General features: G+C 63.8%; 25 protein-coding genes and 2 pseudogenes. 18 read left to right on the top strand and 9 right to left on the bottom strand.

Annotated elements, in window-relative coordinates; all coding sequences use genetic code 11:
• The 8 genes and pseudogenes from ABIB42_RS09395 to ABIB42_RS09360 form a co-directional block, all read left to right on the top strand.
• Positions 1 to 282, top strand: a pseudogene (locus ABIB42_RS09395) (IS4 family transposase); the annotation flags it as partial.
• Between the two features lie 146 nt (positions 283 to 428).
• The gene (gene accD / locus ABIB42_RS09390) at positions 429 to 1,301 is read left to right on the top strand and encodes an acetyl-CoA carboxylase, carboxyltransferase subunit beta (RefSeq protein ID WP_071361846.1); all 873 of its coding nucleotides are present in this window, start codon (positions 429 to 431) and stop codon (positions 1,299 to 1,301) included.
• Between the two features lie 79 nt (positions 1,302 to 1,380).
• Complete coding sequence (gene folC / locus ABIB42_RS09385; protein WP_005666059.1) at positions 1,381 to 2,679, top strand: bifunctional tetrahydrofolate synthase/dihydrofolate synthase; 1,299 nt, start codon at positions 1,381 to 1,383, stop codon at positions 2,677 to 2,679.
• A 27-nt stretch (positions 2,680 to 2,706) separates the two neighbouring features.
• On the top strand, positions 2,707 to 3,672 hold the full coding sequence (locus tag ABIB42_RS09380) for an SPOR domain-containing protein (protein WP_005666061.1): 966 nt from the start codon (positions 2,707 to 2,709) through the stop codon (positions 3,670 to 3,672).
• Between the two features lie 14 nt (positions 3,673 to 3,686).
• A complete protein-coding gene (locus ABIB42_RS09375) occupies positions 3,687 to 4,175 on the top strand; it encodes a CvpA family protein (RefSeq protein WP_005666062.1) in 489 nt (162 codons plus the stop codon).
• A gap of 64 nt (positions 4,176 to 4,239) precedes the next feature.
• Complete coding sequence (purF, locus tag ABIB42_RS09370) at positions 4,240 to 5,763, top strand: amidophosphoribosyltransferase (RefSeq protein ID WP_005666063.1); 1,524 nt, start codon at positions 4,240 to 4,242, stop codon at positions 5,761 to 5,763.
• A gap of 3 nt (positions 5,764 to 5,766) precedes the next feature.
• Positions 5,767 to 7,008 (top strand): cystathionine gamma-synthase family protein, encoded by a 1,242-nt coding sequence (locus ABIB42_RS09365; RefSeq protein ID WP_005666064.1) that lies wholly within the window; start codon positions 5,767 to 5,769, stop codon positions 7,006 to 7,008.
• A gap of 120 nt (positions 7,009 to 7,128) precedes the next feature.
• Positions 7,129 to 7,845 carry a tetratricopeptide repeat protein gene (locus ABIB42_RS09360; protein ID WP_005666066.1) on the top strand — a complete coding sequence of 239 codons (717 nt, stop codon included), beginning with the start codon at positions 7,129 to 7,131 and terminating at the stop codon, positions 7,843 to 7,845.
• Positions 7,846 to 7,892: 47 nt separating this feature from the next.
• Here ABIB42_RS09360 and lexA read toward each other — a convergent pair whose 3' ends face one another.
• The gene (gene lexA, locus ABIB42_RS09355; protein ID WP_005666067.1) at positions 7,893 to 8,522 is read right to left on the bottom strand and encodes a transcriptional repressor LexA; all 630 of its coding nucleotides are present in this window, start codon (positions 8,520 to 8,522) and stop codon (positions 7,893 to 7,895) included.
• A 284-nt stretch (positions 8,523 to 8,806) separates the two neighbouring features.
• Between lexA and rpsF the strand changes: the two genes are divergently transcribed.
• The 7 genes from rpsF to ABIB42_RS09320 all read left to right on the top strand — a co-directional run bounded on the left by rpsF (position 8,807) and on the right by ABIB42_RS09320 (position 13,601).
• Positions 8,807 to 9,199: a 30S ribosomal protein S6 gene (rpsF, locus tag ABIB42_RS09350; protein WP_005666068.1), complete on the top strand. Its 393-nt coding sequence runs from the start codon at positions 8,807 to 8,809 to the stop codon at positions 9,197 to 9,199.
• A gap of 41 nt (positions 9,200 to 9,240) precedes the next feature.
• On the top strand, positions 9,241 to 9,531 hold the full coding sequence (gene priB / locus ABIB42_RS09345) for a primosomal replication protein N (RefSeq protein WP_005666070.1): 291 nt from the start codon (positions 9,241 to 9,243) through the stop codon (positions 9,529 to 9,531).
• A 31-nt stretch (positions 9,532 to 9,562) separates the two neighbouring features.
• Positions 9,563 to 9,853 (top strand): 30S ribosomal protein S18, encoded by a 291-nt coding sequence (gene rpsR / locus ABIB42_RS09340; protein WP_005666071.1) that lies wholly within the window; start codon positions 9,563 to 9,565, stop codon positions 9,851 to 9,853.
• A gap of 38 nt (positions 9,854 to 9,891) precedes the next feature.
• Complete coding sequence (rplI, locus tag ABIB42_RS09335) at positions 9,892 to 10,344, top strand: 50S ribosomal protein L9 (protein WP_005666073.1); 453 nt, start codon at positions 9,892 to 9,894, stop codon at positions 10,342 to 10,344.
• Positions 10,345 to 10,453: 109 nt separating this feature from the next.
• A complete protein-coding gene (locus ABIB42_RS09330) occupies positions 10,454 to 11,851 on the top strand; it encodes a replicative DNA helicase (RefSeq protein ID WP_005666075.1) in 1,398 nt (465 codons plus the stop codon).
• 90 nt (positions 11,852 to 11,941) lie between these two features.
• A complete protein-coding gene (locus ABIB42_RS09325; RefSeq protein WP_005666076.1) occupies positions 11,942 to 12,568 on the top strand; it encodes a DUF47 domain-containing protein in 627 nt (208 codons plus the stop codon).
• Positions 12,569 to 12,590: 22 nt separating this feature from the next.
• Positions 12,591 to 13,601 (top strand): inorganic phosphate transporter, encoded by a 1,011-nt coding sequence (locus ABIB42_RS09320; RefSeq protein ID WP_005666078.1) that lies wholly within the window; start codon positions 12,591 to 12,593, stop codon positions 13,599 to 13,601.
• A 64-nt stretch (positions 13,602 to 13,665) separates the two neighbouring features.
• Here the strand turns inward: ABIB42_RS09320 and ABIB42_RS09315 are convergent, their stop codons facing one another.
• From ABIB42_RS09315 to ABIB42_RS09285, 7 genes and pseudogenes are all read right to left on the bottom strand, one after another.
• Positions 13,666 to 14,556, bottom strand: coding sequence for an MBL fold metallo-hydrolase (locus tag ABIB42_RS09315; RefSeq protein WP_005666079.1), 891 nt, complete (start codon positions 14,554 to 14,556; stop codon positions 13,666 to 13,668).
• Between the two features lie 109 nt (positions 14,557 to 14,665).
• Positions 14,666 to 15,938: pseudogene (locus tag ABIB42_RS09310) on the bottom strand (RNA polymerase sigma factor).
• Entirely contained in the window at positions 15,935 to 16,333 is a 399-nt protein-coding gene (locus ABIB42_RS09305; RefSeq protein WP_273034344.1) for a YciI family protein, read from the bottom strand. Before ABIB42_RS09305 ends, ABIB42_RS09310 begins: the two are co-directional and overlap by 4 nt.
• A 95-nt stretch (positions 16,334 to 16,428) precedes the next feature.
• Positions 16,429 to 16,785: a YciI family protein gene (locus tag ABIB42_RS09300; protein WP_312486529.1), complete on the bottom strand. Its 357-nt coding sequence runs from the start codon at positions 16,783 to 16,785 to the stop codon at positions 16,429 to 16,431.
• A 152-nt stretch (positions 16,786 to 16,937) separates the two neighbouring features.
• Entirely contained in the window at positions 16,938 to 18,770 is a 1,833-nt protein-coding gene (locus ABIB42_RS09295; RefSeq protein WP_313632837.1) for a PhoH family protein, read from the bottom strand.
• Positions 18,771 to 19,033: 263 nt separating this feature from the next.
• On the bottom strand, positions 19,034 to 19,498 hold the full coding sequence (locus tag ABIB42_RS09290) for a peroxiredoxin (RefSeq protein ID WP_313632835.1): 465 nt from the start codon (positions 19,496 to 19,498) through the stop codon (positions 19,034 to 19,036).
• A 188-nt stretch (positions 19,499 to 19,686) separates the two neighbouring features.
• Positions 19,687 to 20,061, bottom strand: a complete 375-nt coding sequence (locus ABIB42_RS09285) for an Mth938-like domain-containing protein (RefSeq protein ID WP_005666095.1) — start codon at positions 20,059 to 20,061, stop codon at positions 19,687 to 19,689.
• 131 nt (positions 20,062 to 20,192) lie between these two features.
• Between ABIB42_RS09285 and ABIB42_RS09280 the strand changes: the two genes are divergently transcribed.
• Both ABIB42_RS09280 and ABIB42_RS09275 read left to right on the top strand, forming a co-directional pair.
• Positions 20,193 to 21,416: a pyridoxal phosphate-dependent aminotransferase gene (locus tag ABIB42_RS09280; protein ID WP_313632833.1), complete on the top strand. Its 1,224-nt coding sequence runs from the start codon at positions 20,193 to 20,195 to the stop codon at positions 21,414 to 21,416.
• 39 nt (positions 21,417 to 21,455) lie between these two features.
• Entirely contained in the window at positions 21,456 to 22,775 is a 1,320-nt protein-coding gene (locus tag ABIB42_RS09275; protein ID WP_005666099.1) for a homoserine dehydrogenase, read from the top strand.
• 57 nt (positions 22,776 to 22,832) lie between these two features.
• Here ABIB42_RS09275 and ABIB42_RS09270 read toward each other — a convergent pair whose 3' ends face one another.
• Positions 22,833 to 23,012 carry a hypothetical protein gene (locus tag ABIB42_RS09270; RefSeq protein ID WP_005666101.1) on the bottom strand — a complete coding sequence of 60 codons (180 nt, stop codon included), beginning with the start codon at positions 23,010 to 23,012 and terminating at the stop codon, positions 22,833 to 22,835.
• Positions 23,013 to 23,279: 267 nt separating this feature from the next.
• Between ABIB42_RS09270 and ABIB42_RS09265 the strand changes: the two genes are divergently transcribed.
• Complete coding sequence (locus tag ABIB42_RS09265; RefSeq protein ID WP_429248247.1) at positions 23,280 to 25,169, top strand: MFS transporter; 1,890 nt, start codon at positions 23,280 to 23,282, stop codon at positions 25,167 to 25,169.
• The last annotated feature ends 20 nt before the right edge of the window (positions 25,170 to 25,189 follow it).

The following is a 25,189-nucleotide window of genomic DNA, read 5'->3' as shown; positions in this document are numbered from 1 at the left end:
ATCGCTTATAACCTGATTCGCGTTGAGATCGCCAAGGCCGCGCTGGAAGCGAAATGCGAACCGACGAGCATCAGTTTTACTACTGCCCTGATGACCATCCAGAACGAGTTGATGATGACGGGCCCAGCAACAGCACAAGGGAGGATACCGGAGATGCTTAAGCGCTTACGTGGACGGTTGGTACTTGAACTGAAAGCGCAACGACCCGGACGAAAATTTGACCGCGTCGTTAAGGCAGTAGCTCAACGGTATCCAGAAAAACGGCTATCGAGAAAACCTTAACTTAGCGGCATTAGACTCTGACCCTGCTTTGCGGGCGGGAAGGTGGGGATGTCAAACAGGCAATTGGCAGCTTGCTACGATTCGACAAGCCGGGCTTGAGCGGCTACACTACCGCCACCTGAAAGATTTGCCGCAAAGGAGAGAACATGAGTTGGTTGGAAAAGCTGCTGCCCCCTCGGATCCAGCGCTCCGATGCCGCTAACCGCAAGACCATGCCGGAAGGCCTCTGGGTCAAGTGCCCGTCGTGCGAGTCGGTGCTGTACCGTGCGGACATCGAGTCCAATCTGCACGTGTGCCCGAAGTGCGACCACCATATGCGCATCCGCGCCCGCGACCGCCTCGACGCCCTGCTCGATGAAGGCGGCCGCTACGATATCGGCCAGGAGACCCTGCCGGTCGATACGCTGAAGTTCAAGGACAGCAAGAAGTATCCGGATCGCCTGAAGGCGGCCATGGACGCCACCGGCGAAACCGATGCGCTGATCGTGCAGGGCGGTTCGATCATGAGCCTGCCGGTCGTCGTCGCCTGCTTCGAATTCGAATTCATGGGCGGTTCGATGGGTTCCGTCGTTGGCGAGCGTTTCGTGCGCGGCGCGCAAGTGGCGCTCGAGCAGAAAGTGCCGTTCATCTGCATTACCGCCACCGGCGGCGCCCGCATGCAGGAAGGCTTGCTGTCGCTGATGCAGATGGCCAAGACCACCGCCATGCTGACCAAGCTGTCCGAAAAGAAGCTGCCGTTCATTAGCGTGCTGACCGACCCGACCATGGGCGGCGTCTCGGCCTCGTTCGCCTTCATGGGCGACGTCGTCATCGCCGAACCGAAGGCCCTGATCGGCTTCGCTGGTCCGCGCGTGATCGAGAACACCGTGCGCGAGAAATTGCCAGAAGGTTTCCAACGCGCCGAGTTCCTGGTCACCAAGGGCGCCGTCGACATGATCGTCGACCGCCGCAAGATGCGCGAAGAAATCGCGCGCCTGCTGGCCCTGCTGCAAAACCAGGCGACCGAAGTCCTGGCCTGATAGACACAAGGGCGACTTCGGTCGCCCTTTCAGCTTGTGCGCCCGCGCAGGGCCGCCGAGCACATCGATCGTATTCACCATGTCCCCACTTCCCACCACCTTGCCCGATTGGCTGGCCCTGCTCGAGTCGCGCCATGCCGAAACCCATATCGACATGGGCCTGGACCGCGTGCGCGCCGTCAAGGAGCGCTTGCAGCTGGCCTTCGATTGCCCGGTGATCATGGTCGCCGGCACCAATGGCAAGGGTTCCACCTGCGCGATGCTCGAATCGGTGCTGCTGCAGTCCGGCTACCGTGTCGGCCTCTACATCAAGCCGCACTTCCTCGACTTCAACGAGCGCGCCCGCATCAACGGCGAGATGGCATCCGATGAGGCGCTCGTGGGCGCCTTCAACGCGGTCGAAGCCGCCCGCGCCGGCACCGACCTGACGTATTTCGAATTCACCACCCTGGCCATCGCCCACCTGATCTCGAAGAGCGGCGTCGACGTCGCCATCCTCGAAGTCGGCCTGGGCGGACGCCTGGACGCGGTCAACGTCATCGACGCCGACGTTTCCATCGTCACCAGCATCGATATCGACCACACGGCCTACCTGGGCGATACGCGCGAGCAGATCGGCTTCGAGAAGGCCGGTATCTTCCGTCCTGGCAAGCCGGCGATCTGCAGCGACCCGGTGCCGCCGCAATCGCTGATCGACCATGCCGAGAAAATCGGCGCCGACCTGTGGCTGCTCGGCCGCGACTTCAACTACCAGGGCGACCAGCAGCAGTGGAGCTATGGCGGCCGCGGCCAGCGCCGCAACTCGCTGGCCTATCCGGCCCTGCGCGGCGCCAACCAGCTGCTCAACGCCTCGGCCGCGCTGGCCGCGCTCGAGGCGCTGCGCATGCAGCTGCCGTGCGGCGCCCAGGAAACCCGCGCCGGCCTGGCCCTGGTCGAACTGCCGGGCCGGTTCCAGGTGCTGCCGGGCCGTCCGACCCAGGTGCTGGACGTCGCCCACAATCCCCACGCCGCCGCCACCCTGGCCCAGAACCTGGGCAATATGGGCTTCCACCGCTTCACGTACGCCGTGTTCGGCATCATGGACGACAAGGACATCGAGGCGGTGATCGCGCCGATGGCCGGCTTGATCGATCACTGGTGCGTGACCGGGCTCGATTCGCCGCGCTCGGCCGAGCCGGAAGCGCTGGCCGACAAGCTGCGCGAACTGAAGCCGGCCGGCGCCAAGGATGACGATTTTTCTGTGAGCAGTTTCGCAACGCCAGCCGAGGCCTATGCGAATGCGCTGAGCCGGGCAGGGGAGAATGATAGAATTGTGGTCTTTGGCTCTTTCTACACGGTTGCAGGCGTCATGGCGGCGCGTAAATCGAGTCTTCACTGACCTTCTTCACCCTATTACCTGAACCACATGGGCTTGTTCTCGTTCGGCAATAAAAACAAGCAAGAAACTGTCCGGGACAGCGGGCACTTCGTCAAGGACGACGACGCCGCTTATACCGAGCGCGCCCGCTCCAAGCGTGCAAGTTCCGCGGGCGAGGCGGGTCGCCGCACCAGCCGCGGCGACCCGATCCTGCCCGAAAAGAAGCGCGCCCGCCGCCGCCTCGTCGGCGCCATCGCGCTGGTCCTGGCGGCCGTCGTCGCGCTGCCGATGCTGCTCGATTCCGAGCCCAAGCCGTTGGCCACCGACATCGCCATCCACATCCCGGACAAGGACAAGGCAGCGCCGCTGCCGGTGCCGTCCGAGCAGGTGGCGCCGATGGCCAGCGTCGACAGCGACGAAGAGATCATCGAGCCGGCGCCTGCGGCCACCGGCCCTGCGGCCGGTGTCCCCGCAACCGACGCCCGCGTGACGGCCCCGGCGGCCAACGATCCGCCGCCGATGCGCATGCTGGAACAGGCCGAGCCGCCGAAACCGGAGCCAAAACCCGAGCCGAAGCCCGAACCGGTGAAGCCGAAGGCCGAACCGAAGCCCGAGCCGGTGAAGCCCGAGCCGAAGCCGGAACCGAAACCCGAGAAGAAACCCGAGCCAGCGAAGAAACCGGCCGAGACCCATCCGAAGGCCGAGCAGGTCGCCAAGCCCGCGCCGAAGGACGACGCCGCGCGCGCCATGGCCATCCTCGAAGGCAAGCCGGCCGAGCCGCAGAAGGCGCAAGGCCCGGCGCCGCGCTTCGTGGTGCAGGTCGCCGCCCTGGCCAGCCAGGAAAAGGTCACGGAATTGCAGGAGCGCCTGCGCGGCGCCGGTATCGCGTCGTTCACCCAGAAGTCGGGCGAACTGATCCGTGTGCGGATCGGTCCGTTCAGCAAGGAAGAAGCCGAGAAAGTGCGCGCCAAGCTGGGCGGCATCGGCCTGTCCGGCACCATGGTGCCGCTCTGATCTTGCTCTGAAGCGTGACGATTTTCGATTACCTGGTGCTGTTCGTGCTGATCGCTTCCGTCGTCATCAGCACCCTGCGCGGCCTGGTCAAGGAAATCCTGTCGCTGCTGGGCTGGATCGTCGCCTTCGTGGTGGCCAATGCCTATGGCGCCGGGCTCGCGCCGCTGCTGCCGGAAGTGATTCCCGGCGACACGGCGCGCCTGATCGTGGCCTTCATCGCGCTGTTCCTGGGCGTGCGTATCCTGATGGGCCTGCTGTCGCTGGCGATCGGCGCCCTGGTGGAAGCCACCGGGCTCTCGCTGGCGGACCGCGGCCTCGGGGGATTGTTTGGATTGGCGCGCGGCGTTGTAATCGTGCTGGCCGGCGTCATATTGTGTGGGATGACGGACATTCCGAAGCAGGCATTCTGGCAAGAGGCCCTGTTGTCGCCGATCGCCGAGACCGGCGCCCGTACCGTCAAGCCCTTCCTGCCCGCTGCCATGGCGCAGCACGTGAATTTTTGACCAGCATTCCTCAGTCGTAGAACTTTTTTCTGTAATCAAGCACTCAAGCTTTTAGGAGCACACCATGTGTGGCATCGTCGGCGTCGTCTCTCACTCTCCCGTCAACCAGTTGCTGTATGACGCATTGCTGCTGCTGCAGCACCGCGGCCAGGATGCGGCGGGCATTGCGACCAATCACAGCAGCATGTTCTCGATGTTCAAGGCCAACGGCCTGGTCCGGGACGTGTTCCGCACCCGCAATATGCGTTCGTTGTCGGGCAACAGCGGCATCGGCCACTGCCGCTACCCGACCGCCGGTTCGTCGAGCGAGGAAGAAGCGCAGCCGTTCTACGTCAATGCGCCGTTCGGCATCACGCTGGCCCACAACGGCAACCTGACCAACCAGGCCCAGCTGAAGGACGAGCTGTTCCGCAACGACCGCCGCCACATCAACACCGATTCCGACTCCGAAGTGCTGCTCAACGTGCTGGCCCACGAGATGCAGGAAGCGGCCGACGGCTATACGCTCGACGCCGATGCGGTGTTCAAGGCGGTCGCCGCCGTGCACCGCCGCGTGCGCGGCGCCTACGCCGTGGTGGCGCAGATATCGGGCCACGGCATGCTGGCCTTCCGCGATCCGTTCGGCATCCGCCCGCTGTGCCTGGGCGTCAACGAGACCGAGCAGGGCAACGAGTACCTGGTGGCCAGCGAATCGGTCGCCCTGGAGGGCCTGGGCTTCCGTTTCGTGCGCGACATCGCGCCGGGCGAAGCGGTCTTCATCGACGAAAACAACCAGCTGCACGAGCGCCAGTGCGCCGAGAACCCGTCGCTCAACCCGTGCGCCTTCGAGTTCGTCTACCTGGCCCGTCCGGATTCCGTGATCGACGGCGCCTCGGTGTACGCCACCCGCCTGCGCATGGGCGAGTACCTGGCCGACAAGGTCAGCAAGGAGATCCCGGTCGACGAGATCGACGTGGTGATGCCGATCCCCGATTCCTCGCGCCCGGCCGCGATCCAGCTGGCATTGAAGCTCGGCGTCGAATACCGCGAAGGCTTCATCAAGAACCGCTACATCGGCCGCACCTTCATCATGCCGGGCCAGGGCATGCGCAAGAAATCGGTGCGCCAGAAACTGAACGCGATTAGCTCCGAGTTCAAGGACAAGAACGTGCTGCTGGTCGACGATTCGATCGTGCGCGGCACCACCAGCCGCGAGATCGTGCAGATGGCGCGCGAAGCCGGCGCCCGCAAGGTGTTCTTCGCCTCGGCCGCGCCGCCGGTGCTGTACCCGAACGTGTACGGCATCGACATGCCGACCCGCGACGAGCTGATCGCCCATGGCCGCACGGTCGAGGAAGTGTGCCGCGAGATCACGGCCGACCGCGTGGTGTACCAGGACGTCGACGCGCTCAAGCGCGCGATCTCGGACGTCAATCCGGCGCTGAAGAACTTCGAGGCCTCGTGTTTCGACGGCGTCTACGTCACCGGCGACGTGACCCCCGAATACCTGGACCGCCAGGAATCGGCGCGTCACAATCCGAAGTCGAAGGACGCCGAGGACAAGGTGCGCACCCAGCTCAACCTGAATCCGCCGGTGGCGGCCGAGTAAACCATGTCGGATAACAAGCACTACGGTTTCACGACCACCATCCTGCACAACGATCGCCGCAAGACGATCGAGCAGGGTTCGCTGCACAAGCCGGTGCACACCTCGGTCGCCTTCGGCTATGCCGATGCGCGCCAGCTGGCGTCGGTATTCCAGGGCAAGGAGCCGGGCTTTCGCTACGGCCGCCAGGGCAACCCGACGGTGTCGGCCCTGGAAGACAAGATCAGCAGGATGGAAGACGGCGTCGCCACCCTGTGCTTCGGCACCGGCATGGCGGCGATCGGCGCGCTGTTCCAGGCGCTCCTGAAAGCCGGCGACCACATCGTCTCGTCGAGCTTCCTGTTCGGGAACACCAACAGCCTGTGGCAGACGGTGGCGGGGCAGGGCGTCGACGTCGCTTTCGTCGACGCCACCGACGTGGCCCGGGTGGAAGCGGCGCTGCAACCGAACACCCGTATGGTGTTCGTCGAGACCATCGCCAATCCGCGCACGCAGGTGGCGGACCTGGCCCGCATCGGCGAACTGTGCCGCGCGCGCGGCATCCTGTACGTGGTCGACAACACGATGACCACGCCCTGGCTGTTCCGTCCGAGGGACGTGCATGCCGGGCTGGTGGTCAATTCGCTGACCAAGTCGATCGGCGGCCACGGCATCGCGCTGGGCGGCGCGCTGACCGACACGGGCCTGTTCGACTGGGCCGCGTATCCGAACATCGCCCAGAACTTCAGAAAGCAGACAGCAAGTGCGCAAGGCATGGCGCAGCTGCGGGCCAAGGCGCTGCGCGACTTTGGCGCCGCGCTGGGGCCGGAAGCGGCGCACCACATCGCGGTCGGCGCCGAGACGCTGGCCCTGCGCATGGAGCGCACCTGCGCCAATGCGCTGGCGCTGGCGACGATGCTCGAAGCCGATGACCGGGTCGCCGCCGTGCATTATCCGGGCCTGGCCTCGCACCCGCAGCACGCGATCGTCGAGACCCTGTTTCGCTCCGGCGGCTCGCTCTTGAGCTTCGAGCTGAAGGACGAGATCGACCCGTTCGATTACCTGAACCGCCTCAAGTTGGCGATCCCGGCCTCGAACCTGGGCGACAACCGCACCCTGGTGATTCCGGTGGCGCACACGATATTCTTCGAGATGGGGCCCGAGCGGCGCGCCAGCATGGGCATCGCGGAAGGCCTGATCCGGGTGTCGGTGGGCATCGAGGACACCGCCGACCTGGTCGGCGACTTCCGCCAGGCGCTGGATGCGTAAAGCCAGGTAAAACTGTCCTGATGGGGCCGGCAAATGCCGGCCTCGTCGTTTTTGCGGTTGAGCCCAGCCGTAAAACACGGCTATCATGGACTTTTACCAGCCCAGCCTTACGGTATGCCCATGAAACGAATCCTGTCCTGCCTGTTCCTCGCGGTGTCCTTCGCAAGCGGTGGCGCCGCCTTCGCCGGCGAACTCGAGGATGCCAACGCCCTGTTCGAGAAGAAGGACTATGCGGGCGCGCTCAAGCTGTACACCAAGCTGGCCAATGCCGGCAATCCACAGGCCCAGCAGCAGCTGGGCCAGATGTACTGGTATGGCGAAGCCGGCGCGGTCGACGAGGCAAAGGCGAAGGAGTGGTTCGAAAAGTCGGCCGCCAAGGGCAATAAGGTCGCCGCCGACTCGCTCGTGATCATGCAGCAGCGCGTCCTTCGCCGCGCCGAGATCGACTACTGGATCAAGGGCTACGATGGCGCCGAGCTGCAGTCGGGCGAATACCGCTGCCCGTCGCCGCGCATCCCGGCGGTGTCGAAGATCAATGAAGAGATCGAGCGCGTGAACAACGCCGTGACCAGCTGGCAGGATTGCTACAACAAGATGGTGACCAACCTGAACGCGCAGTCGCCGCTGACCAAGCGCATCCCGCCCGACATCGCCAAGCTGATGAACAAGCAGGAAACCGAGGCCTCGACCGCCTATCTGGAGGCGGTGCGCCAGAACATCGCCGAGGGAGCGAAAGTCAATTCGAAGATGGTATTGGCCGATTTCGCCGCCTGGCGCAGCGCGACCGAGGCCTTCGTGGACCAGCATAATGCGGTGGTCAACAAGGCCAAGCAATAATAGTGAATGCCGGCCCGCAGGCCGGCGTGCTCAAGAGGTGAAGTCGATCAGTTCCAGCTGCGCATCAACCCAACCGCCAGTCCCTCGAGCGCAAACTCTTCGTCGGGCGTGACTTCGATGACCTTGAAGTCGGGGTTCTCGGGCAGCAGTTCGACCAGGTCGCCGGTCTTGCGGTAGCGCTTGACGGTGACTTCCTCGCCCAGGCGGGCGACGACGATCTGGCCGTTCTTGGCGCTGTCGATTTTCTTGACCGCCAAAAAGTCGCCATCCATGATGCCGGCGTCGCGCATCGACCAGCCTTTTACCTTGAGCAAGAAGTCGGGCCGCGCCGCGAACATCGCGGTGTCGACGTTATAGGTCGCTTCGACGTGTTCTTGCGCCAGGATCGGATTGCCGGCGGCGACGCGACCGACCAGCGGCAGCGACATCAGGGAAGGTGGCGGCATCGGGATCTGCTCGACGCTGGCGCCGACCAGGCGGATGCCGCGCGAAGTGCCCGGCGAAATCTCGATCGCGCCCTTGCGCGCCAGGGCTTGCAGGTGTTCTTCGGCCGCATTGGCCGAACGGAAGCCCAGTTCGGCCGCGATTTCGGCCCGGGTCGGAGGGAAACCCGTGTTCTCGATCGCTTCCTTGATCAGGTTAAGGATCTGTTCTTGCCTTGCAGTGAGCTTGAGCATAAATAATCTTGCAGCAACGGGTTGTAGAGGTAGACTGTATTTTTGTACAGTATTCTGCTATACGCAAGTGATATACACGAAAAAGCGCAAAAAAAGCGCGCACAAGACAAAAAACAGGGCGTCCATGGGCCTAATTGTCGAGTGAGCGCGGCGCCGCGATGGGGCGCTTGACAGCAAAGTTCCCTTTTTGCCCATTTCACGCTATACTAGCTGGCTGTTCCCTTCCCACACTCGTCTTGACGCCGAGGTGGGCATTTATGTAAAACGTCCTCAAGGAGTAATGCATGCGTCATTATGAAATCGTTTTTATCGTCCATCCGGACCAGAGCGAGCAAGTCCCGGCGATGATCGAGCGTTACAAGACCACGGTGACCAGCCGCGGCGGTAACATCCATCGCGTGGAAGACTGGGGCCGCCGCCAGATGGCTTACCAGATCCAGAAGCTGCCAAAGGCTCACTACATCTGCCTGAACATCGAGTGCGACAACGAGACCCTGGTCGAGCTGGAAACCGCATTCAAGTTCAATGATGCCGTTCTGCGTCATCTGACCGTCAAGATGAAGAAAGCAGAAACCGCACCGTCGCCGATGATGAAATCGGTGCAGCGCGAAGACGCAGCCAAGAGCCACCGTGCAGAAGCAGCCGCTCCTGCAGCTGCCCCGGCCGCCGCTGCCTAAGATTTTTTCCAGGAATTCGTAGCAAGCAGTAGTAGAACCGGGTGAACCAGCTCCAGCTCGTGGCGACCATCGCCGAGCGTGATGTCCTGCGCTACACCCCGGCCGGCGTGCCGATCGTTTCAGCCGTCCTGATGCACAGTTCGCATCAGCGCGAGGCGGGGATCGATCGCCTGGTCGAGTTCGAAGTTCCCGCGTTCGCCGCGGGCGAGATTTCGGGCAGGTTCGGAAACGCCGAGCTCGGCGCCAGCTACCGCTTCGATGGATTCCTCGCACGAAAAAATCGCAACAGCAAAGCCCTGGTGTTTCACATCATTGATTTCAGTGCCGCCTAGTTCGGCAATTTAGATATACAGGAGCCTCGAAATGGCATTCGGTAAAAAGTTCGACAAAAACAAAGCCAAAGAAAAACTGAAGCGCAAGCAGCAGAACCCGCTGTTCAAGCGCAAGAAATTCTGCCGCTTCACCGCCGCCGGCGTTGAGCAGGTCGACTACAAAGACGTCGACACCCTGAAGGACTTCGTCCAGGAAAACGGCAAGATCATGCCAGCACGTCTGACCGGCACCAAGGCGCACTACCAGCGTCAGGTCGACACCGCCATCAAGCGCGCCCGTTACCTGGCGCTGCTGCCGTACACCGACCTGCACCACGGTTAATCGTCGGTCACGACAGTCAGATATCCTGGAGATAAAACATGCAAGTTATTCTGTTGGAAAAAGTTATCAACGTCGGCAACCTGGGCGACGTCGTCAAAGTCAAGGATGGTTACGCACGTAACTTCCTGATCCCACAAAAGATGGCACGCCGCGCTACCGCGTCGGCAGTGGCCGAGTTCGAAGCCAAGCGCGCCGAACTGGAAAAAGCAGCCGCCGAGAAACTGGCAGCCGCCCAAGCCCAAGGCGACAAGCTGAGCGGCCTGACCGTCACCATCGGCCAGAAGGCCGGCGTCGACGGCCGTCTGTTCGGTTCGGTCACCAACGCGGACATCGCTGAAGCGCTGACCAAGCAGGGCTTCCCGGTCGAAAAAGCTGCCGTTCGCCTGCCGAACGGCCCGCTGAAGACCACCGGCGAATTCCCGGTTGCAGTCGCCCTGCACACCGACGTCGTGTCGGAAATCACCATCGCTGTCGTGGGCGAAGCTGCCTAAGCGAATGCTGAACTGAAGTAAAAGCAGTGCACAAAAAAGCCGGGTTCTCCCGGCTTTTTTGCTTTTGAAACTCACCAATTATGACAGCCGTGTGACAGGAGAAGGTATAATGCCGCCCATGAACGCAGCACCCTCAGACCCGCAGATCGAAGCCCTGCGCATTCCCCCGCACTCCATCGAAGCAGAGCAGTCCGTCATCGGCGGCCTGCTGCGCGATAATGCCGCCTGGGACCGCATCGCCGACTTCATGCATGCGGAAGACTTCTACCGTTACGATCACCGCATCATCTTCGAACAGATGGTTCGCCTGATCAACGCCGGCAAGCCGGCCGACGTGATCACGGTCTATGAAGCCTGCAACCAGCTCGGCAAGGCCGAGGAAGTGGGTGGCCTGCAATACCTGAACGCGATGGCGCAGAACACGCCGTCGGCCGCCAATATCCGCCGCTACGCCGAGATCGTGCGCGACCGCGGCATCCTGCGCCAGCTGATCACCGTCGCCGACGAGATTTCCGGCAATGCCTTCAATCCGCAGGGCAAGGAAGTCAAGCAGATGCTCGACGAAGCGGAATCGCGGATCTTCGCCATCGCCGAGCAGGGCGCCCGTGGCGCCCAGGGCTGGCTGGCGGTGCAGCCGCTGCTGACCCAGGTGGTCGAGCGCATCGACGAACTGTACTCGCGCGAAAACCAGGGCGAGATCACCGGCGTGCCGACCGGCTTCATCGACCTCGACCGCATGACCTCCGGCCTGCAGCCGGGCGACCTGGTCATCGTCGCCGGCCGTCCATCGATGGGCAAGACCGCGTTCTCGGTGAACATCGGCGAGAACGTCGCGATCGAGGCCGGCCTGCCGGTCGCCGTGTTCTCGATGGAGATGGGCGGCGCCCAGCTGGCCATGCGTATGCTCGGCTCGGTCGGCCAGCTCGACCAGCACCGCCTGCGTACCGGCCGCCTGCACGACGAGGACTGGCCGCGCCTGACGCACGCCATCCAGAAGATGAACGATGCCCAGCTGTACATCGACGAAACCCCCGCATTGAACCCGATCGAGATGCGCGCGCGGGCACGCCGCCTGGCGCGCCAGTGCGGCAAGCTCGGCCTGATCATCGTCGACTACCTGCAGCTGATGCAGGGTTCGAAGCCGGGCGACAACCGCGCCTCCGAGATTTCCGAGATCTCGCGCTCGCTCAAGGGCCTGGCGAAGGAACTGCAGTGCCCCGTGATCGCGCTGTCGCAGCTGAACCGCTCGCTGGAACAACGCCCCAACAAACGTCCCGTGATGTCCGACCTGCGCGAATCCGGCGCTATCGAACAGGATGCGGACGTGATCATCTTCCTGTACCGCGACGAAGTCTATAACCCGGATTCGCCTGACAAAGGCACCGCCGAGATCATCATCGGCAAGCAGCGTAATGGCCCGATCGGGGCGATTCGTCTGACCTGGATTGGCCAATACACCAAATTTGGCAATTACAGCGGCAACCTGTCTATCTACCAGGGCGACTAAGCCGCATACCGCGGCCAGCGTCACGCCGCATACCATGCCGTCGCTTTTCCCGGAGCGTCGGCAATACCGAGAGAAAAACGGAGAAAAACAATGTTTGGACGCTTTTTGCCTAAAGAAGGCAATTTCTTTGAACTGTTCAACCAGCACGCGGCCTTGTGCGTGAAGGGTGCCCATGAAATGGTCGGCCTGATGACCAATTTCGACGATCTGGAAACCCGTACCCATGCGGTCGAAACGATCGAAAAACAGGCCGACAAGATCACCTACGCCACGGTCGACCTGCTGCACAAGACCTTCATCACTCCGCTCGACCGCGACGACATCCACAAGCTGATCACGCGCATGGACGACATCCTGGACATGATGGAAGACGCGGCCCAGACCGTGTCGCTGTACGACCTGCATGCGGTGACGCCGGAGGCGAAACGCCTGGCCGAGCTGTGCCTGTCGTGCTGCCTGAAGGTGCAGGAAGCGGTCTCGATGCTGCACGATATGGACAATGCGCCAAAGATCGTCGCCATCTGCGAAGAGATCGACCGCTTCGAGTCGGACGCCGACCACGTGATGCGCGCCGCCATGTCCAAGCTGTTCCGCGACGAACCGGACGTGCGCAACCTGATCAAGATGAAGGCGATCTACGAGATCCTGGAAACCGTGACCGACCGCTGCGAAGACGTGGCCAACATCATCGAAGGCATCATCGTCGAAAACGCGTAAGCGTCGTTCGAGCGAAACAACCATGGATACTGTTAACATCAGCATTTATGTGCTGGGCATGCTGGTGGTGCTGGCACTCATCTTCGACTTCATGAACGGCTTCCACGACTCGGCGAACTCGATCGCCACCGTCGTGTCGACCGGCGTCCTGAAGCCGCAGCATGCCGTCGCGATGGCCGCCTTCTTCAACTTCATCGCGATCTTCGTGGTCAACATGAAGGTCGCGCAGACCATCGGCAAGGGCACCATCGACCCGAGCGTGGTCGATCACTATGTCATCTTCGGCGCCCTGGTCGGCGCGATTTCCTGGAACCTGATCACCTGGTACTACGGCATCCCGTCCTCGTCCTCGCACGCCCTGATCGGCGGCCTGGTGGGCGCCGCGGTGGCCAAGGCCGGCACCGGCTCGCTGATCTCCGGCGGCCTGCTCAAGACCGTCGCCTTCATCGTCGTCGCGCCGCTGCTGGGCTTCGTGCTCGGTTCGGTCATCATGCTGATCGTGGCCTGGGTCTTCGTGAAGGCGACGCCGCGCAAGGTCGACGGCCTGTTCCGTAAACTGCAGCTGGTCTCGGCCGCGGCCTACTCGCTGGGCCACGGCGGCAACGATGCACAAAAAACCATGGGCATCATCTGGATGCTGCTGATCGCCGCCGGTTATGTCAGCGCCAACGACGCCCATCCGCCGGCCTGGGTCATCATCTCGTGCTACGCCGCGATCGCCTTCGGCACGCTGTTCGGCGGCTGGCGCATCGTCAAGACCATGGGCCAGAAGATCACCAAGCTCAAGCCGGTGGGCGGCTTCTGCGCCGAGACCGGCGGCGCGATGACGCTCCTGATGTCGAGCGCCTTCGGCATTCCGGTGTCGACCACCCACACCATCACCGGCGCGATCGTCGGCGTGGGCGCCGCGCAGAAGGCCTCGGCCGTGCGCTGGGGCGTGGCCGGCAACATCGTATGGGCCTGGATCTTCACCATTCCGGCATCGGCGTTCATCGCCGCGGTGGCGTGGTGGATCGGCACCCACATCATGTGACAAGCGCTGGGCGCAACGAAAAAGCGGAGCTGAATGGCTCCGCTTTTTTTACGCCTTGCGCGATCTACCCGAGATCGACTTCCAGTCCCTCGTAGGCGAGGAAGACCTGCAAGCCATCCAGCCGCCCCTCGTAGCGCGCCATCACCCCGGCAAACACCGCTTCCAGTTCGTCGTCCCCGCGCGTCGGTTCGTGATGCGTGCAATAGAGCGTGCGCGCGCCCACCCGCAGCGCCATGTCGAACGCGCCGTCGAAGGTGCCGTGGCCCCAGCCGAGCTTGGACGGGTATTCCTCGCGCGTGTAGGAGCAGTCGACGATCAGGGCGTCCACGCCGCGCATGACGGCGTCCATGCGGCGTTCGCGCTCGCGCAGCTGCTCTTCGCAGGCGGCGTGCCCGGCGCTCCCGGCCGGGTGCGGGTTGGGCCAGGGCTCGTGGTCGCCGGTGAAGAACAGCGACTTGCCGTTGCAGTCGATGCGGTAGCCGAGGTTGAGCACCGGATGGTTCATCGCCACGTTCGACACCACGGCGTCGTGCAGCGCGATCGGCACGCCGACATCGAGCGTGCGGTAGTCGAGGGTGGCGCTCATCTGCGCTTCGCCGACAGGGAAATAACTGTTCTGCAGCTGCGCGTTCATCACGTGCTCGATGCCGTGGCCCGTGATTTCGTCGTGGGCGCCGTGCAGGCGCACCCGGTTGCCCTTGACGAACAGCGGCGCGAAGAAGGGCAGGCCGTGGATGTGGTCCCAGTGGCTGTGGGTGATGAAGATATTGGCCGCCACCGGCCCTTGCTGGACCAGGTGCTGGGCCAGCGGGAACAGCCCGGTGCCGCCGTCCAGGATCAGGAGGGCGCCGGCGTCGGTGCGCACCTCGATGCAGGTGGTGTTGCCGCCGTAGCGCGCGGTGCGCGGACCCGGCGAAGGGATCGATCCACGCACTCCCCAGAACCGGAATTTCATTGCTGCTCTCCCGTCACGATCACTTGAGTTTTATTCTATCCAGCCTCGATCATAGCGGTATGTATCCTTCCGGCATAGACATCAATTAACGCGCAGTATTTGTTCAGGATCAGGCATCGGACGCATCGCGCACCCGCGCCAGCAGCAGTTCGCGCTCGGCCGCATTGGCGGCGAGCGCGGCCGCGCGCGCGAATTCGGCGCGGGCTTCCGGCCGGCGGCCGAGCTTGAACAGCAGGTCGCCGCGCACACTCGGCAGCCAGTGGTAGCCGTCCAGCCGGCCATCCGCAAGCAGCCGGTCGGCCAGCGCCAGGCCGGCCGCGGGGCCGTCGGCCATGCCCACCGCCACCGCGCGGTTGAGCTCGACGACGGGGGAGGGCTGGACCACGGCCAGTTCGCCGTACAGGTCGGCGATGCGGCGCCAGTCGGTCAGCCCGGCACGGTGGGCGCGCGCGTGGCAGGCGGCGATCTCGGCCTGCAGCACATAGGAAGCACGCGGGGCGCCAATGCGCGCGGCGCGCTCGAGGGCGGCCAGGCCGCGCCGCACCAGCACGCCGTCCCAGCGCGCGCGGTCCTGGTCGAGCAGCAGCACCGGCCGCCCGGCCGCGTCCAGGCGCGCCGCCATGCGCGACGCCTGCAGTTCCATCAGCGCCACCAGGCCATGCACCTCGGGTTCGTTCGGCGCCAGCTCGGCCAGGATGCGGCCCAGGCGCAGCGCCTCGTCGACCAGGGCCGGGCGCATCCAGTCGTCCCCCGCCGTGGCGGTATAGCCTTCGTTGAAGATCAGGTAGACCGCCTCCAGCACGGCGCCCAGGCGCTGGCCCAGCTCGGCTGGTGGCGGCAGTTCGAACGGCACCTTCGCCTCGCCCAGGGTGCGCTTGGCGCGCACGATGCGCTGGGCCATGGTGCTCTCTGGCACCAGGAAGGCGCGCGATCTCGGCGGTGGCCAGGCCGCCGAGCAGCTTGAGCGTCAGGGCCAGGCGCGCGTCGAGCGACAGCACCGGGTGGCAGGCGGTGAACATCAGGCGCAGCAGGTCGTCCTTGACCACGTCGTTGCGCCGGGCGTCGAGGTCGTCCACGAAATCCGGCACTGTCAGGGCCTCCTGGGCCTCGAGGTCGAGGCCGATCTGTTCCAGTTTCTGGCGCAGGCTGCGGTCGCGCCGCAGCAGGTCGAAGGCGCCGTTGTGCGCGGCCGTGAGCAGCCAGGCGCCGGGACGGTCGGGGATGCCGTCGTGCGGCCAGCGCTCCAGCGCCGCCACCAGGGCGTCCTGGGCCAGCTCCTCGGCCAGCCCGACGTCGCGCACGATGCGCGCGACGCTGCCGACGATGCGGCCGGATTCGATCCGCCACAGCGCGGCGATGGTGTCCTCGACCCTGCCTGTCATTGCGCCCGCATGCGTTCGATGGTCTCGGTGGGGGCGAAGTCGTCCAGTTCGAACAGCTGGCGCACTTCGATCTCGGCTTCCAGGCCGGGGCCGCGCGGGTTGGGAAAGCGGCGCGTCCATTCGAGCGCTTCCTCGCGCGAACGGACCTGGATCAGGGTATAGCCGGCGATCAGCTCCTTGGTCTCGGCGAACGGGCCGTCGACGACGCGCCGTGCGTTGCCTTCGTAGCGGATGCGCCAGCCCTGGCTGGTGGGCTTGAGTCCATTGCCGTCGAGGAGGACGCCGGCGCGCGCCAGCTCCTGGTGGTAGTCGTTCATTTCGGCGAGCAGCGGCTCTTGCGGCATCTCTCCCGCTTCGGACGCGGCGCTGGCCTTGACGATGATCATGAATCGCATGGGGTTCTCCGGTGGTGGTGAGTGGCCCGCGGCGGCAGGCCTTCATGCTCCACGACGAACGGCGTTCAGCGTATTCGACAGCCCTGAAAAAATAATCACCGCATGAAGCAGGGGGCCAGCGCGCGCACTTCGACCGTGGCCCATTCGGCGGCCGGGCACTCGGCGGCGAGCAGGACCGCCTCGTCGCGCGAGTCGACGTCGACCAAGAAGAACCCGCCCACCATTTCCTTGGCCTCGGCGAACGGGCCGTCGACGATGCGCGGCTTGCCGGCGGGGACGGTCACCCGCACCGCGCTGTCGAGGGACGCGAGCGACTCGGCCGCCAGCAGCAGGCCGCGTTCCTTCAGGTCCTCGCCCCAGCGCAGCATGCGCTCGTAGGCGGCGCGTCCTTCGGCGTCGCTGCGGGTGGCGCGCTGGCCGATCGGCTCGTGGATGAGCAGCATATGGGGCATAAGGTCTCCTTTGGGCGGGATCTGTCTGGACGCGTGGACGGCATGGCCGACCACCCTATGGTAGCGCTGTTTGCGGTTCAGGCAAAAAAAACGCCCGCCGGTGAGGGCGGGCGTTTGGCGGCACTGCCGCCTCTTGCAGGCGGCCTGCGGCGTTACAGCACGTCGCTGGCGTGGTCGGCCAGGCGCGAGCGTTCGCCGCGCGCCAGGGTCACGTGGCCGCCGTGGCTCCAGCCCTTGAAGCGGTCGACCACATAGGTCAGGCCGCTCGAACCTTCGGTGAGGTAAGGCGTGTCGATCTGCGCGATATTACCCAGGCACAGGATCTTGGTGCCGGGACCGGCGCGCGTGACCAGGGTCTTCATCTGCTTCGGCGTCAGGTTTTGCGCCTCGTCGATGATCAGGAACTTGTTCACGAAGGTGCGGCCGCGCATGAAGTTGAGCGACTTGATCTTGATGCGCGAGCGGATCAGGTCTTGCGTGGCGGCGCGGCCCCAGTCGCCGGCATCGCCGTCCGACTTCATCAGCACTTCGAGGTTGTCGTCGAAGGCGCCCATCCATGGCGACATCTTCTCTTCCTCGGTGCCCGGCAGGAAGCCGATGTCCTCGCCCACCGGCACCGTCACGCGGGTGACGATGATCTCGTTGTAGAGCTTGGTCTCGAGCACTTGCGCCAGGCCGGCAGCGAGGGCCAGCAGGGTTTTACCGGTGCCGGCCTGGCCCAGCAGGGTGACGAAGTCGACCTCGGGATTCATGAGCAGGTTGAGGGCGAAGTTCTGTTCGCGGTTGCGCGCCGTGATGCCCCAGACGTTGTTCTTGTTGTGGCTGTAGTCGCGCAGGGTCTGCAGCACGGCGGTCTTGCCGTTGATCGACTTGACCTGCGCGTACAGCGGCGACTGGCCATCCTTCGGTTCGAGGAACAGGAACTGGTTCACCAGCAAGGTCGGGATCAGGGGGCCGGTGACGCGGTAATAGGTCGCCGAGCTGCCGTTCTTGTTTTCCTGCCAGGATTCGACGTCCTTGCCGTGCTTGTCCCAGAAGTCGTCCGGCAGCTGGACGATGCCCGAGTACAGCAGGTCGGTGTCTTCCAGCACGTGGTCGTTGAAGTAATCCTCGGCCGGCAGGCCGATGGCGCGCGCCTTGATGCGCATATTGATGTCTTTCGACACCAGCACGATGGCGCGGCCCGCCATCTGCTGCTCGAGCGCGCGCACGACGCCCAGGATCTGGTTGTCGGCCTTGCCGGACGGCAGACCTTCGGGCAGGGCGGCGCTGTTCAGGCGGGTCTGGAACAAGAGGCGGCCCTTGGCATCCTTGTTGCCCAGCTTGGACAGCGGAATGCCCGACTCGATGGCGTCGTCGTCGACGTTGGCGATCAGGGCGTCGAGCGTGCGCGAGACCTGGCGCGCATTGCGCGCGACTTCGGACATGCCCTTCTTGTGGTTGTCCAGCTCCTCGAGCGTCATCATCGGCAGGTAGACGTCGTGCTCTTCGAAGCGGAACAGCGAGGTCGGATCGTGCATCAGCACATTGGTGTCGAGCACGAACACCTTGGTGGCGCCGGAGCGGTCGGCCTTGCGGCTGGTGGACGACTTGATGGTGACTTCGACCGGCTTGTGCTTGGCCGGATGCGGTTGATCGGCGTCGGTCTCGCGCAGCCTGGCTTGTGCAGGGGCGGCTTCAGGCCAGTTCTGCTTGCCTTGCCTGGTGGTCTTGCGGGCCGGTTGCCCAGCCTGTTCGGCGACGGCTGGAACGGCTGCGACGGGTTTGGCAGCCGCGGGCGCTTGCGCCGCGGCCAGGGTGTCTTGCGCCTTGCGGCGTGCGCGCGATTTCGGCGTCGGCACGGCCTGGCCGCTGATCAGGTCTTCGACGTCGTCGTTGGCCTGGGCCGAGACGGGACGTACCGGCGATTTGCCGGGTTCGGCCTTCGGGTAATCTTTTGCCAGCAGCATGGTCGCTGGCTGGGTAGGCATCTTTGGCAGTGGCATCAGGTTCTCAATCTAAAAAAAGTCTGGATGGCCGTGCGCGCGCGGGCCACGTGGCGCGCTGCCGCACGGAGTCGATGCTACTAACGGGAATGGCGGATGAGCCGCCGGGGTGATTGCGAGGAAAAATGTCTGCAGTACGGCCGAGCCCGGAAATGCTCCGGCCCGGCGGGAAACCAGATTGGAAGAATGTGGATGAATTACGGGTTGACTCAAAATAAGGGGTAGCGATCCAGCAGGTTGAACAAACTGGAGCCATCCGTAATTCAGGGCTGGCTCTTCAAAAATTCCAGCACTTCGGTGACGTGATCATTGACTTTCACGCCACGCCATTCTTTCACCAATCGGCCTTGAGCGTCAATGACAAACGTACTGCGCTCGACCCCACGCACTTGTTTGCCATACATATTCTTCATCTTCATGACATTGAATTGCGTGCAGACGGTTTCGTCCGGATCGGAGATCAGTTCGAAGGGCAGGCCCAGCTTGGCCTTGAAGTTCTCGTGCGAGCGCAGCGAATCGCGGCTCAGGCCAACGATCTCGGCGCCCAGCGCCTGGAACTCGGGCCAGGCTTCGCGAAAGGCGATGCTCTCGGTGGTGCAGCCCGGCGTATTGTCCTTGGGGTAGAAGTACAGCACGGTGTACCTGGCGGGACGGCCAGGCAGCTCGAAAGTCTGGCCACCGGTCATCGGGGCGGAAAATGGGGCGATGGTTGCTTGGCTCTCGGCCACGGGCTTCTCCTGGGCAGTGACAGCGCGCTGCGCTGCAAATATTAACCTCCCGGCGCATGGTGGCGGGGAGCGGCACTGGCATGATAATCCGGCGGTGCCACCTGCCGCTAGTGCTCCGGCTGGCCAGAATCACACTATTTACCCCGATTTGGAAATGTTTCTGGAGATTTAAGATCCGGCTAACGAAATCAGGCGCCGATAATCAGGGCCAGCGTTACCTTGCGTCCTTCACCCATCAGCACGTTATAGGTGCGGCAGGCGGCCTGGCTGTCCATGCTTTCGACGCCGACGTGCATGGCCGACAGGCTGGCTACCAGGCGCGGGTGCACGAAGCGCTGGCGCTCGCCGGTGCCGAGGATGACGACGTCGGGCGCGTCCTTCGCGATCTCTTCGAAGTGGGCGGCGGTCAGGTCGTCGAAGCGGGTCACGTTCCACGGCCGCGGCGGGATCTCCGGGAGCACCGTCAGGCTGTAATTGAAGCGTTCGGCATTGATTTCCACGCCCGAGGCGTCATAGCCGGTCACGGTCTGGTATTGTTGGGTGTTGTCGGAATGAAGCTTCATGGCGTTGGCTGAATCCGGTGGGCTGGCAAAGGCCCATTGTAACCGGATCGGCAAGGTTGCCTAAACGGGGCGCTTTCGGCAGAATGGTATTTTTCGCACTGCAACAGAGCACGCTCACATCTGAGGAAATTTTGAGACCGATCGCCAAATCCAACAAGCTCGACGACGTCTGCTACGAAATCCGCGGGCCGGCCCTGGACGTGGCGCGCCAGATGGAAGAAGACGGCCAGAAGATCATCAAGCTCAACATCGGCAACCTCGCCGTGTTCGGCTTCGATGCGCCTGACGAGATCGTCAGCGACATGATCCGCAATATGCATGGCGCGGCCGGCTATACCGATTCCAAAGGCATGTTCGCGCCGCGCAAGGCGGTCATGCATTACACGCAAGAGAAGAACATCGCCGGCGTGGGCATGGACGACATCTACCTGGGCAATGGCGCCTCGGAGCTGATCGTGATGTCGATGCAGGGGCTCTTGAACAACGGCGACGAAGTGCTGGTGCCGGCGCCCGATTACCCGCTGTGGACCGCGGCCGTGAGCCTGGCCGGCGGCGCGCCGGTGCACTATGTGTGCGACGAGCAGTCCGGCTGGCTGCCCGACATCGAGGACATGCGGCGCAAGATCACGCCGAACACGCGCGCGATCGTCGTCATCAATCCGAACAACCCGACCGGCGCCCTGTACCCGCGCGAAGTGCTGCTCGACATCATCGAGCTGGCGCGCCAGCACCAGTTGATCGTCTACGCCGACGAGATCTACGACAAGACCCTGTACGACGGCGCCGAACACGTCTCGATCGCCTCGCTGGCCGACGACGTGCTGTTCGTGACCCTGAATGGCCTGTCGAAGAACTACCGTTCCTGCGGCTACCGCGCCGGCTGGATGGTGGTCTCGGGCGAGAAACGCCACGCGAAAGGCTATATCGACGGCCTGAACATGCTGGCCTCGATGCGCCTGTGCGCCAATGCGCCGGGGCAGTTCGCCATCCAGACCGCCCTTGGCGGCCACCAGAGCATCAACGACCTGGTGGGGCCGGGCGGACGCCTCTTGAGGCAGCGCGACCTCGCGCATAAATTGCTTACCGATATACCGGGCGTGTCCTGCGTCAAGCCAAAAGCCGCGCTCTACATGTTCCCGCGCCTCGATCCGAAGATGTATCCGATCACGGACGACCAGCAGTTCATCTGCGAACTGCTGTCCGAGGAAAAAGTGCTGCTGGTGCAAGGCACCGGCTTCAACTGGATCGCCCCGGACCATTTCCGGCTGGTGTTCCTGCCCAATTCCGACGACCTGACCGACGCTTGCGGACGCATCGCGCGCTTCCTCGACGGTTACCGACGACGCCACGCCTGAACCGGACGGGCGTCCTGACCATCAAGAGATACAGATTTTATGAAACCGATTCAAGTTGGCCTCCTGGGCATCGGCACCGTGGGTGCCGGTACCTTCAACGTCCTTCAACGCAACCAGGAAGACATCCGCCGCCGCGCCGGACGCGGCATCGAGATTGCAATGATTGCGGCGCGCAATATTGAACGCGCGCGCGAAGTGACCGGCGGTGCGGTCGAGATCGTGAGCGACCCGTTTGCGGTGGTCAACCATCCGGACATCGACATCGTCGTCGAATTGATCGGCGGCTACGAACTGCCTCGCGAGCTGGTGCTGAAGGCGATCGCCAACGGCAAGCACGTCGTGACCGCCAACAAGGCGCTGCTGGCGCTGCACGGCAACGAGATCTTCGCCGCCGCCCAGGAAAAGGGCGTGATGGTGGCCTTCGAGGCGGCCGTGGCCGGCGGCGTGCCGATCATCAAGGCCCTGCGCGAAGGCCTGACCGCGAACCGCATCGAATCGGTGGCCGGCATCATCAACGGCACCACCAATTTCATCCTGACCGAGATGCGCGAGAAGGGTCTGGATTTTGCGACCGTGCTCAAGCAGGCGCAGGAGCTGGGCTATGCCGAGGCCGATCCGACCTTCGACATCGAGGGCGTCGATGCGGCCCATAAACTGACCATCATGTCGGCGATCGCCTTCGGCATTCCGGTGCAGTTCGACAAGGCCTATGTGGAAGGCATCAGCCAGCTGCAGGCGGCCGACATCCGCTACGCCGAACAGCTCGGCTACCGCATCAAGCTGCTGGGCATCACGCGCCGCACCCATACCGAGTCGGGCGAGGGCGTCGAGCTGCGCGTGCACCCGACCCTGATCCCGGCCGCGCGCCTGATCGCCAATGTCGAAGGCGCGATGAACGCGGTGCTGGTGCAGGCCGACGCGGTCGGCGCCACGCTGTACTACGGCAAGGGCGCCGGATCGGAGCCGACCGCATCGGCCGTGATCGCCGACCTGGTCGACGTGACCCGCCTCCTGACCGCCGACCCGTACAGCCGCGTGCCGCACCTGGCGTTCCAGCCGAACCAGATGACCGACGTCGCGATCATGCCGATGTCCGAGATCACCAGCAGCTATTACCTGCGCGTGCACGTGCAGGACAAGCTGGGCGTGATGGCCGACCTGACCCGCATCCTGGCCGACGCCGGCATCTCGATCGACGCCGTGCTGCAGAAGGAGCCGGGCGACCAGCTTGATATCGACATCATCATGCTGACGCACCAGACGCGCGAAAAGAACATCGACGCGGCGATCGCCAAGATCGAAGGATTACCGGCGGTGATCGGCAAGGTGACGCGGATTCGCCTGGAAACGCTGGGCTGACCTGACCGGCCATGCCACTGGAGCCGCCGTTGCCCGTGCTGGGCAACGGCGGTTTTTTCATGGCGGCGGCATGCCTTCATGGGCCAGCAACGTCGCTGGATACGGCTCGAAACGGCGCGGCAATTCCTCGTCATCGTCGAGGAGGGCGGTGGTGAGGAGCAGCAAGTCCTGCTCGATGTGCTCGAACAGCGCATTGGCAACGCTGGCGTAGCTGATGTGGAAGTTGGCGGAAGTCATCCGCGGATTCTACCTGCGCTGCATTGCACCAATGTGCCAGATCAAGCCCAATTTGACCGGCTTCAATCGTCAATCGCCCGCATGGCACTGTTTCGGTGCGCACGCTTGCCGTCGGCCGCGGTTTGTGCTCGCGCAAATGCTTCGTACTGTAGAGCAAGACCGGCGGTATTACATGCGGATACGCAAGCATGAATGTGAGAAACAGCGTTTGTTCCGCCATGCCTGCCGTTGTACATTACGCACTCCATCACAGCCGAGCTTTCGAGCATGAGCCTACCGAATCAGTTTTCCCTGCTGACCCAGCGCCGTTTCGGCCCGTTCTTCTGGACCCAGTTCCTGGGCGCCTTCAACGACAATCTGTTCAAGACCGCGCTGCTGGTCGTCATGACCTATGACGCGATCAACTGGACCACGCTCGATCCCTCCCTGCTCAACAACCTGATCCCGGGGCTGTTCATCCTGCCCTACGTGCTGTTCTCGGCCACCTCGGGCCAGATCGCCGACAAGTTCGACAAGGCGAAGCTGGCGCGCATCGTCAAGATCGCCGAGATCGCGATCATGCTGGTGGCCGGCATCGGCTGGATGACGCACACGCTGTGGCTCCTGATCGCGGCGGTGATCGGCATGGGCATGCATTCGACGCTGTTCGGTCCGGTGAAATACGCGTATCTGCCGCAGAACCTGAAGCCCGACGAGCTGGTGGGCGGCAATGGCGTGGTCGAGATGGGGACCTTCGTCGGCATCCTGCTGGGTGAGGTGGCCGGCGCGATCCTGGTCGGCTACAAGCCCAACGGCATCATGCTGGTGGCCGGTGCAACCTTGCTATTCGCCGTGCTGGGCCTGGCCGCCGCCTGGCGCATTCCGCCATCGCCGGCGCCGGCGCCCGAACTGCGCATCAGCCGCAATTTCATCGCCGAATCGTGGCGCAACCTGGCGTATTCGCGCCAGAACCGCACCGTGTTCCTGTCGATGCTCGGTAATTCCTGGTTCTGGTTCTATGGCGCCTTGCTGCTGGCCCAGTTCCCGGTGTTCTCGAAAGACTATCTGATGGGTGACCACAGCGTGTTCGTGCTGCTGCTGACCGTGTTCTCGCTCGGCATCGGGCTCGGCTCGCTGCTGTGCGAGCGCCTGTCGGGCCACAAGGTCGAGATCGGCCTGGTGCCGTTCGGCTCGATCGGCCTGTCGGTATTCGGCATCGACCTGTATTTCGCCAGCGAAGCCTTTATTGCCAGCACGACGGTGGTGGACTGGACCGGCCTGCTGAACCAACCCGGCGCCTGGCGCATCCTGGGCGACCTGGTGATGATCGGCGTGTTCGGCGGTTTCTTCATCGTGCCGCTGTTCGCCCTGATCCAGACCCGCTGCGACCAGAAGCACGTGTCGCGCACGATCGCCGGCATGAACATCCTGAACGCGATCTTCATGGTCGCATCGGCCGGGGTCGCCATCCTGCTGCTGGGGCAGGGCTTCAGCATCCCGGAACTGTTCCTGACCACGGCCCTGCTCAATGCGGTGGTGGCGGTGTACATCTTCTCGCTGGTGCCGGAATTCCTGATGCGCTTCCTGGCCTGGCTGTTGATTCACACCGTGTACCGGGTGCGCACCATCGACACCGCGCGCATCCCGAGCGAAGGCCCGGCGGTGCTGGTGTGCAACCACGTCAGCTACGTGGACGCGATCGTGATCAATGCCGCCAGCCCACGCCCGATCCGCTTCGTCATGGATCACCGCATTTTTAAAACGCCGTTCCTGCGCTGGATTTTCCGCGCGGTGAACGCGATCCCGATCGCGCCGGCCAAGGAAGATCCGTGGACGATGGAAAAGGCGTTCGTCGACATCGCCCATGCGCTGCATGATGGCGAGCTGGTGTGCATCTTCCCGGAAGGGCGCCTGACCTCGACTGGGGAGATGAACGAGTTCCGCCACGGCATCACGAAAGTCATGGAGCGCAGCAAGGTGCCGGTGATCCCGATGGCGCTGCGTGGCCTGTGGGGCAGCTGGTTTACCCGCGACAAGAGCAATCTGTTCGAGCGCAGGATTTCGCGCGGCATGCGCTCGCAGCTGGCGCTGGCGGTCGGCCAGCCGGTCGCGCCCGAGCTGGCGACGCCGGCCTACCTGCAACAGCAGGTGATGGCGCTGCGTGGAGAGTGGAAGTAGAGCCTGCCAAACCCTGTCCA

Source organism: Massilia sp. UYP32, from assembly GCF_050434365.1.
Taxonomy (GTDB): Bacteria; Pseudomonadota; Gammaproteobacteria; order Burkholderiales; family Burkholderiaceae_D; genus Telluria; species Telluria timonae.
Note: the sequence above shows the minus strand (reverse complement) of the source record. Positions and strands in the feature narration are given on the sequence as shown.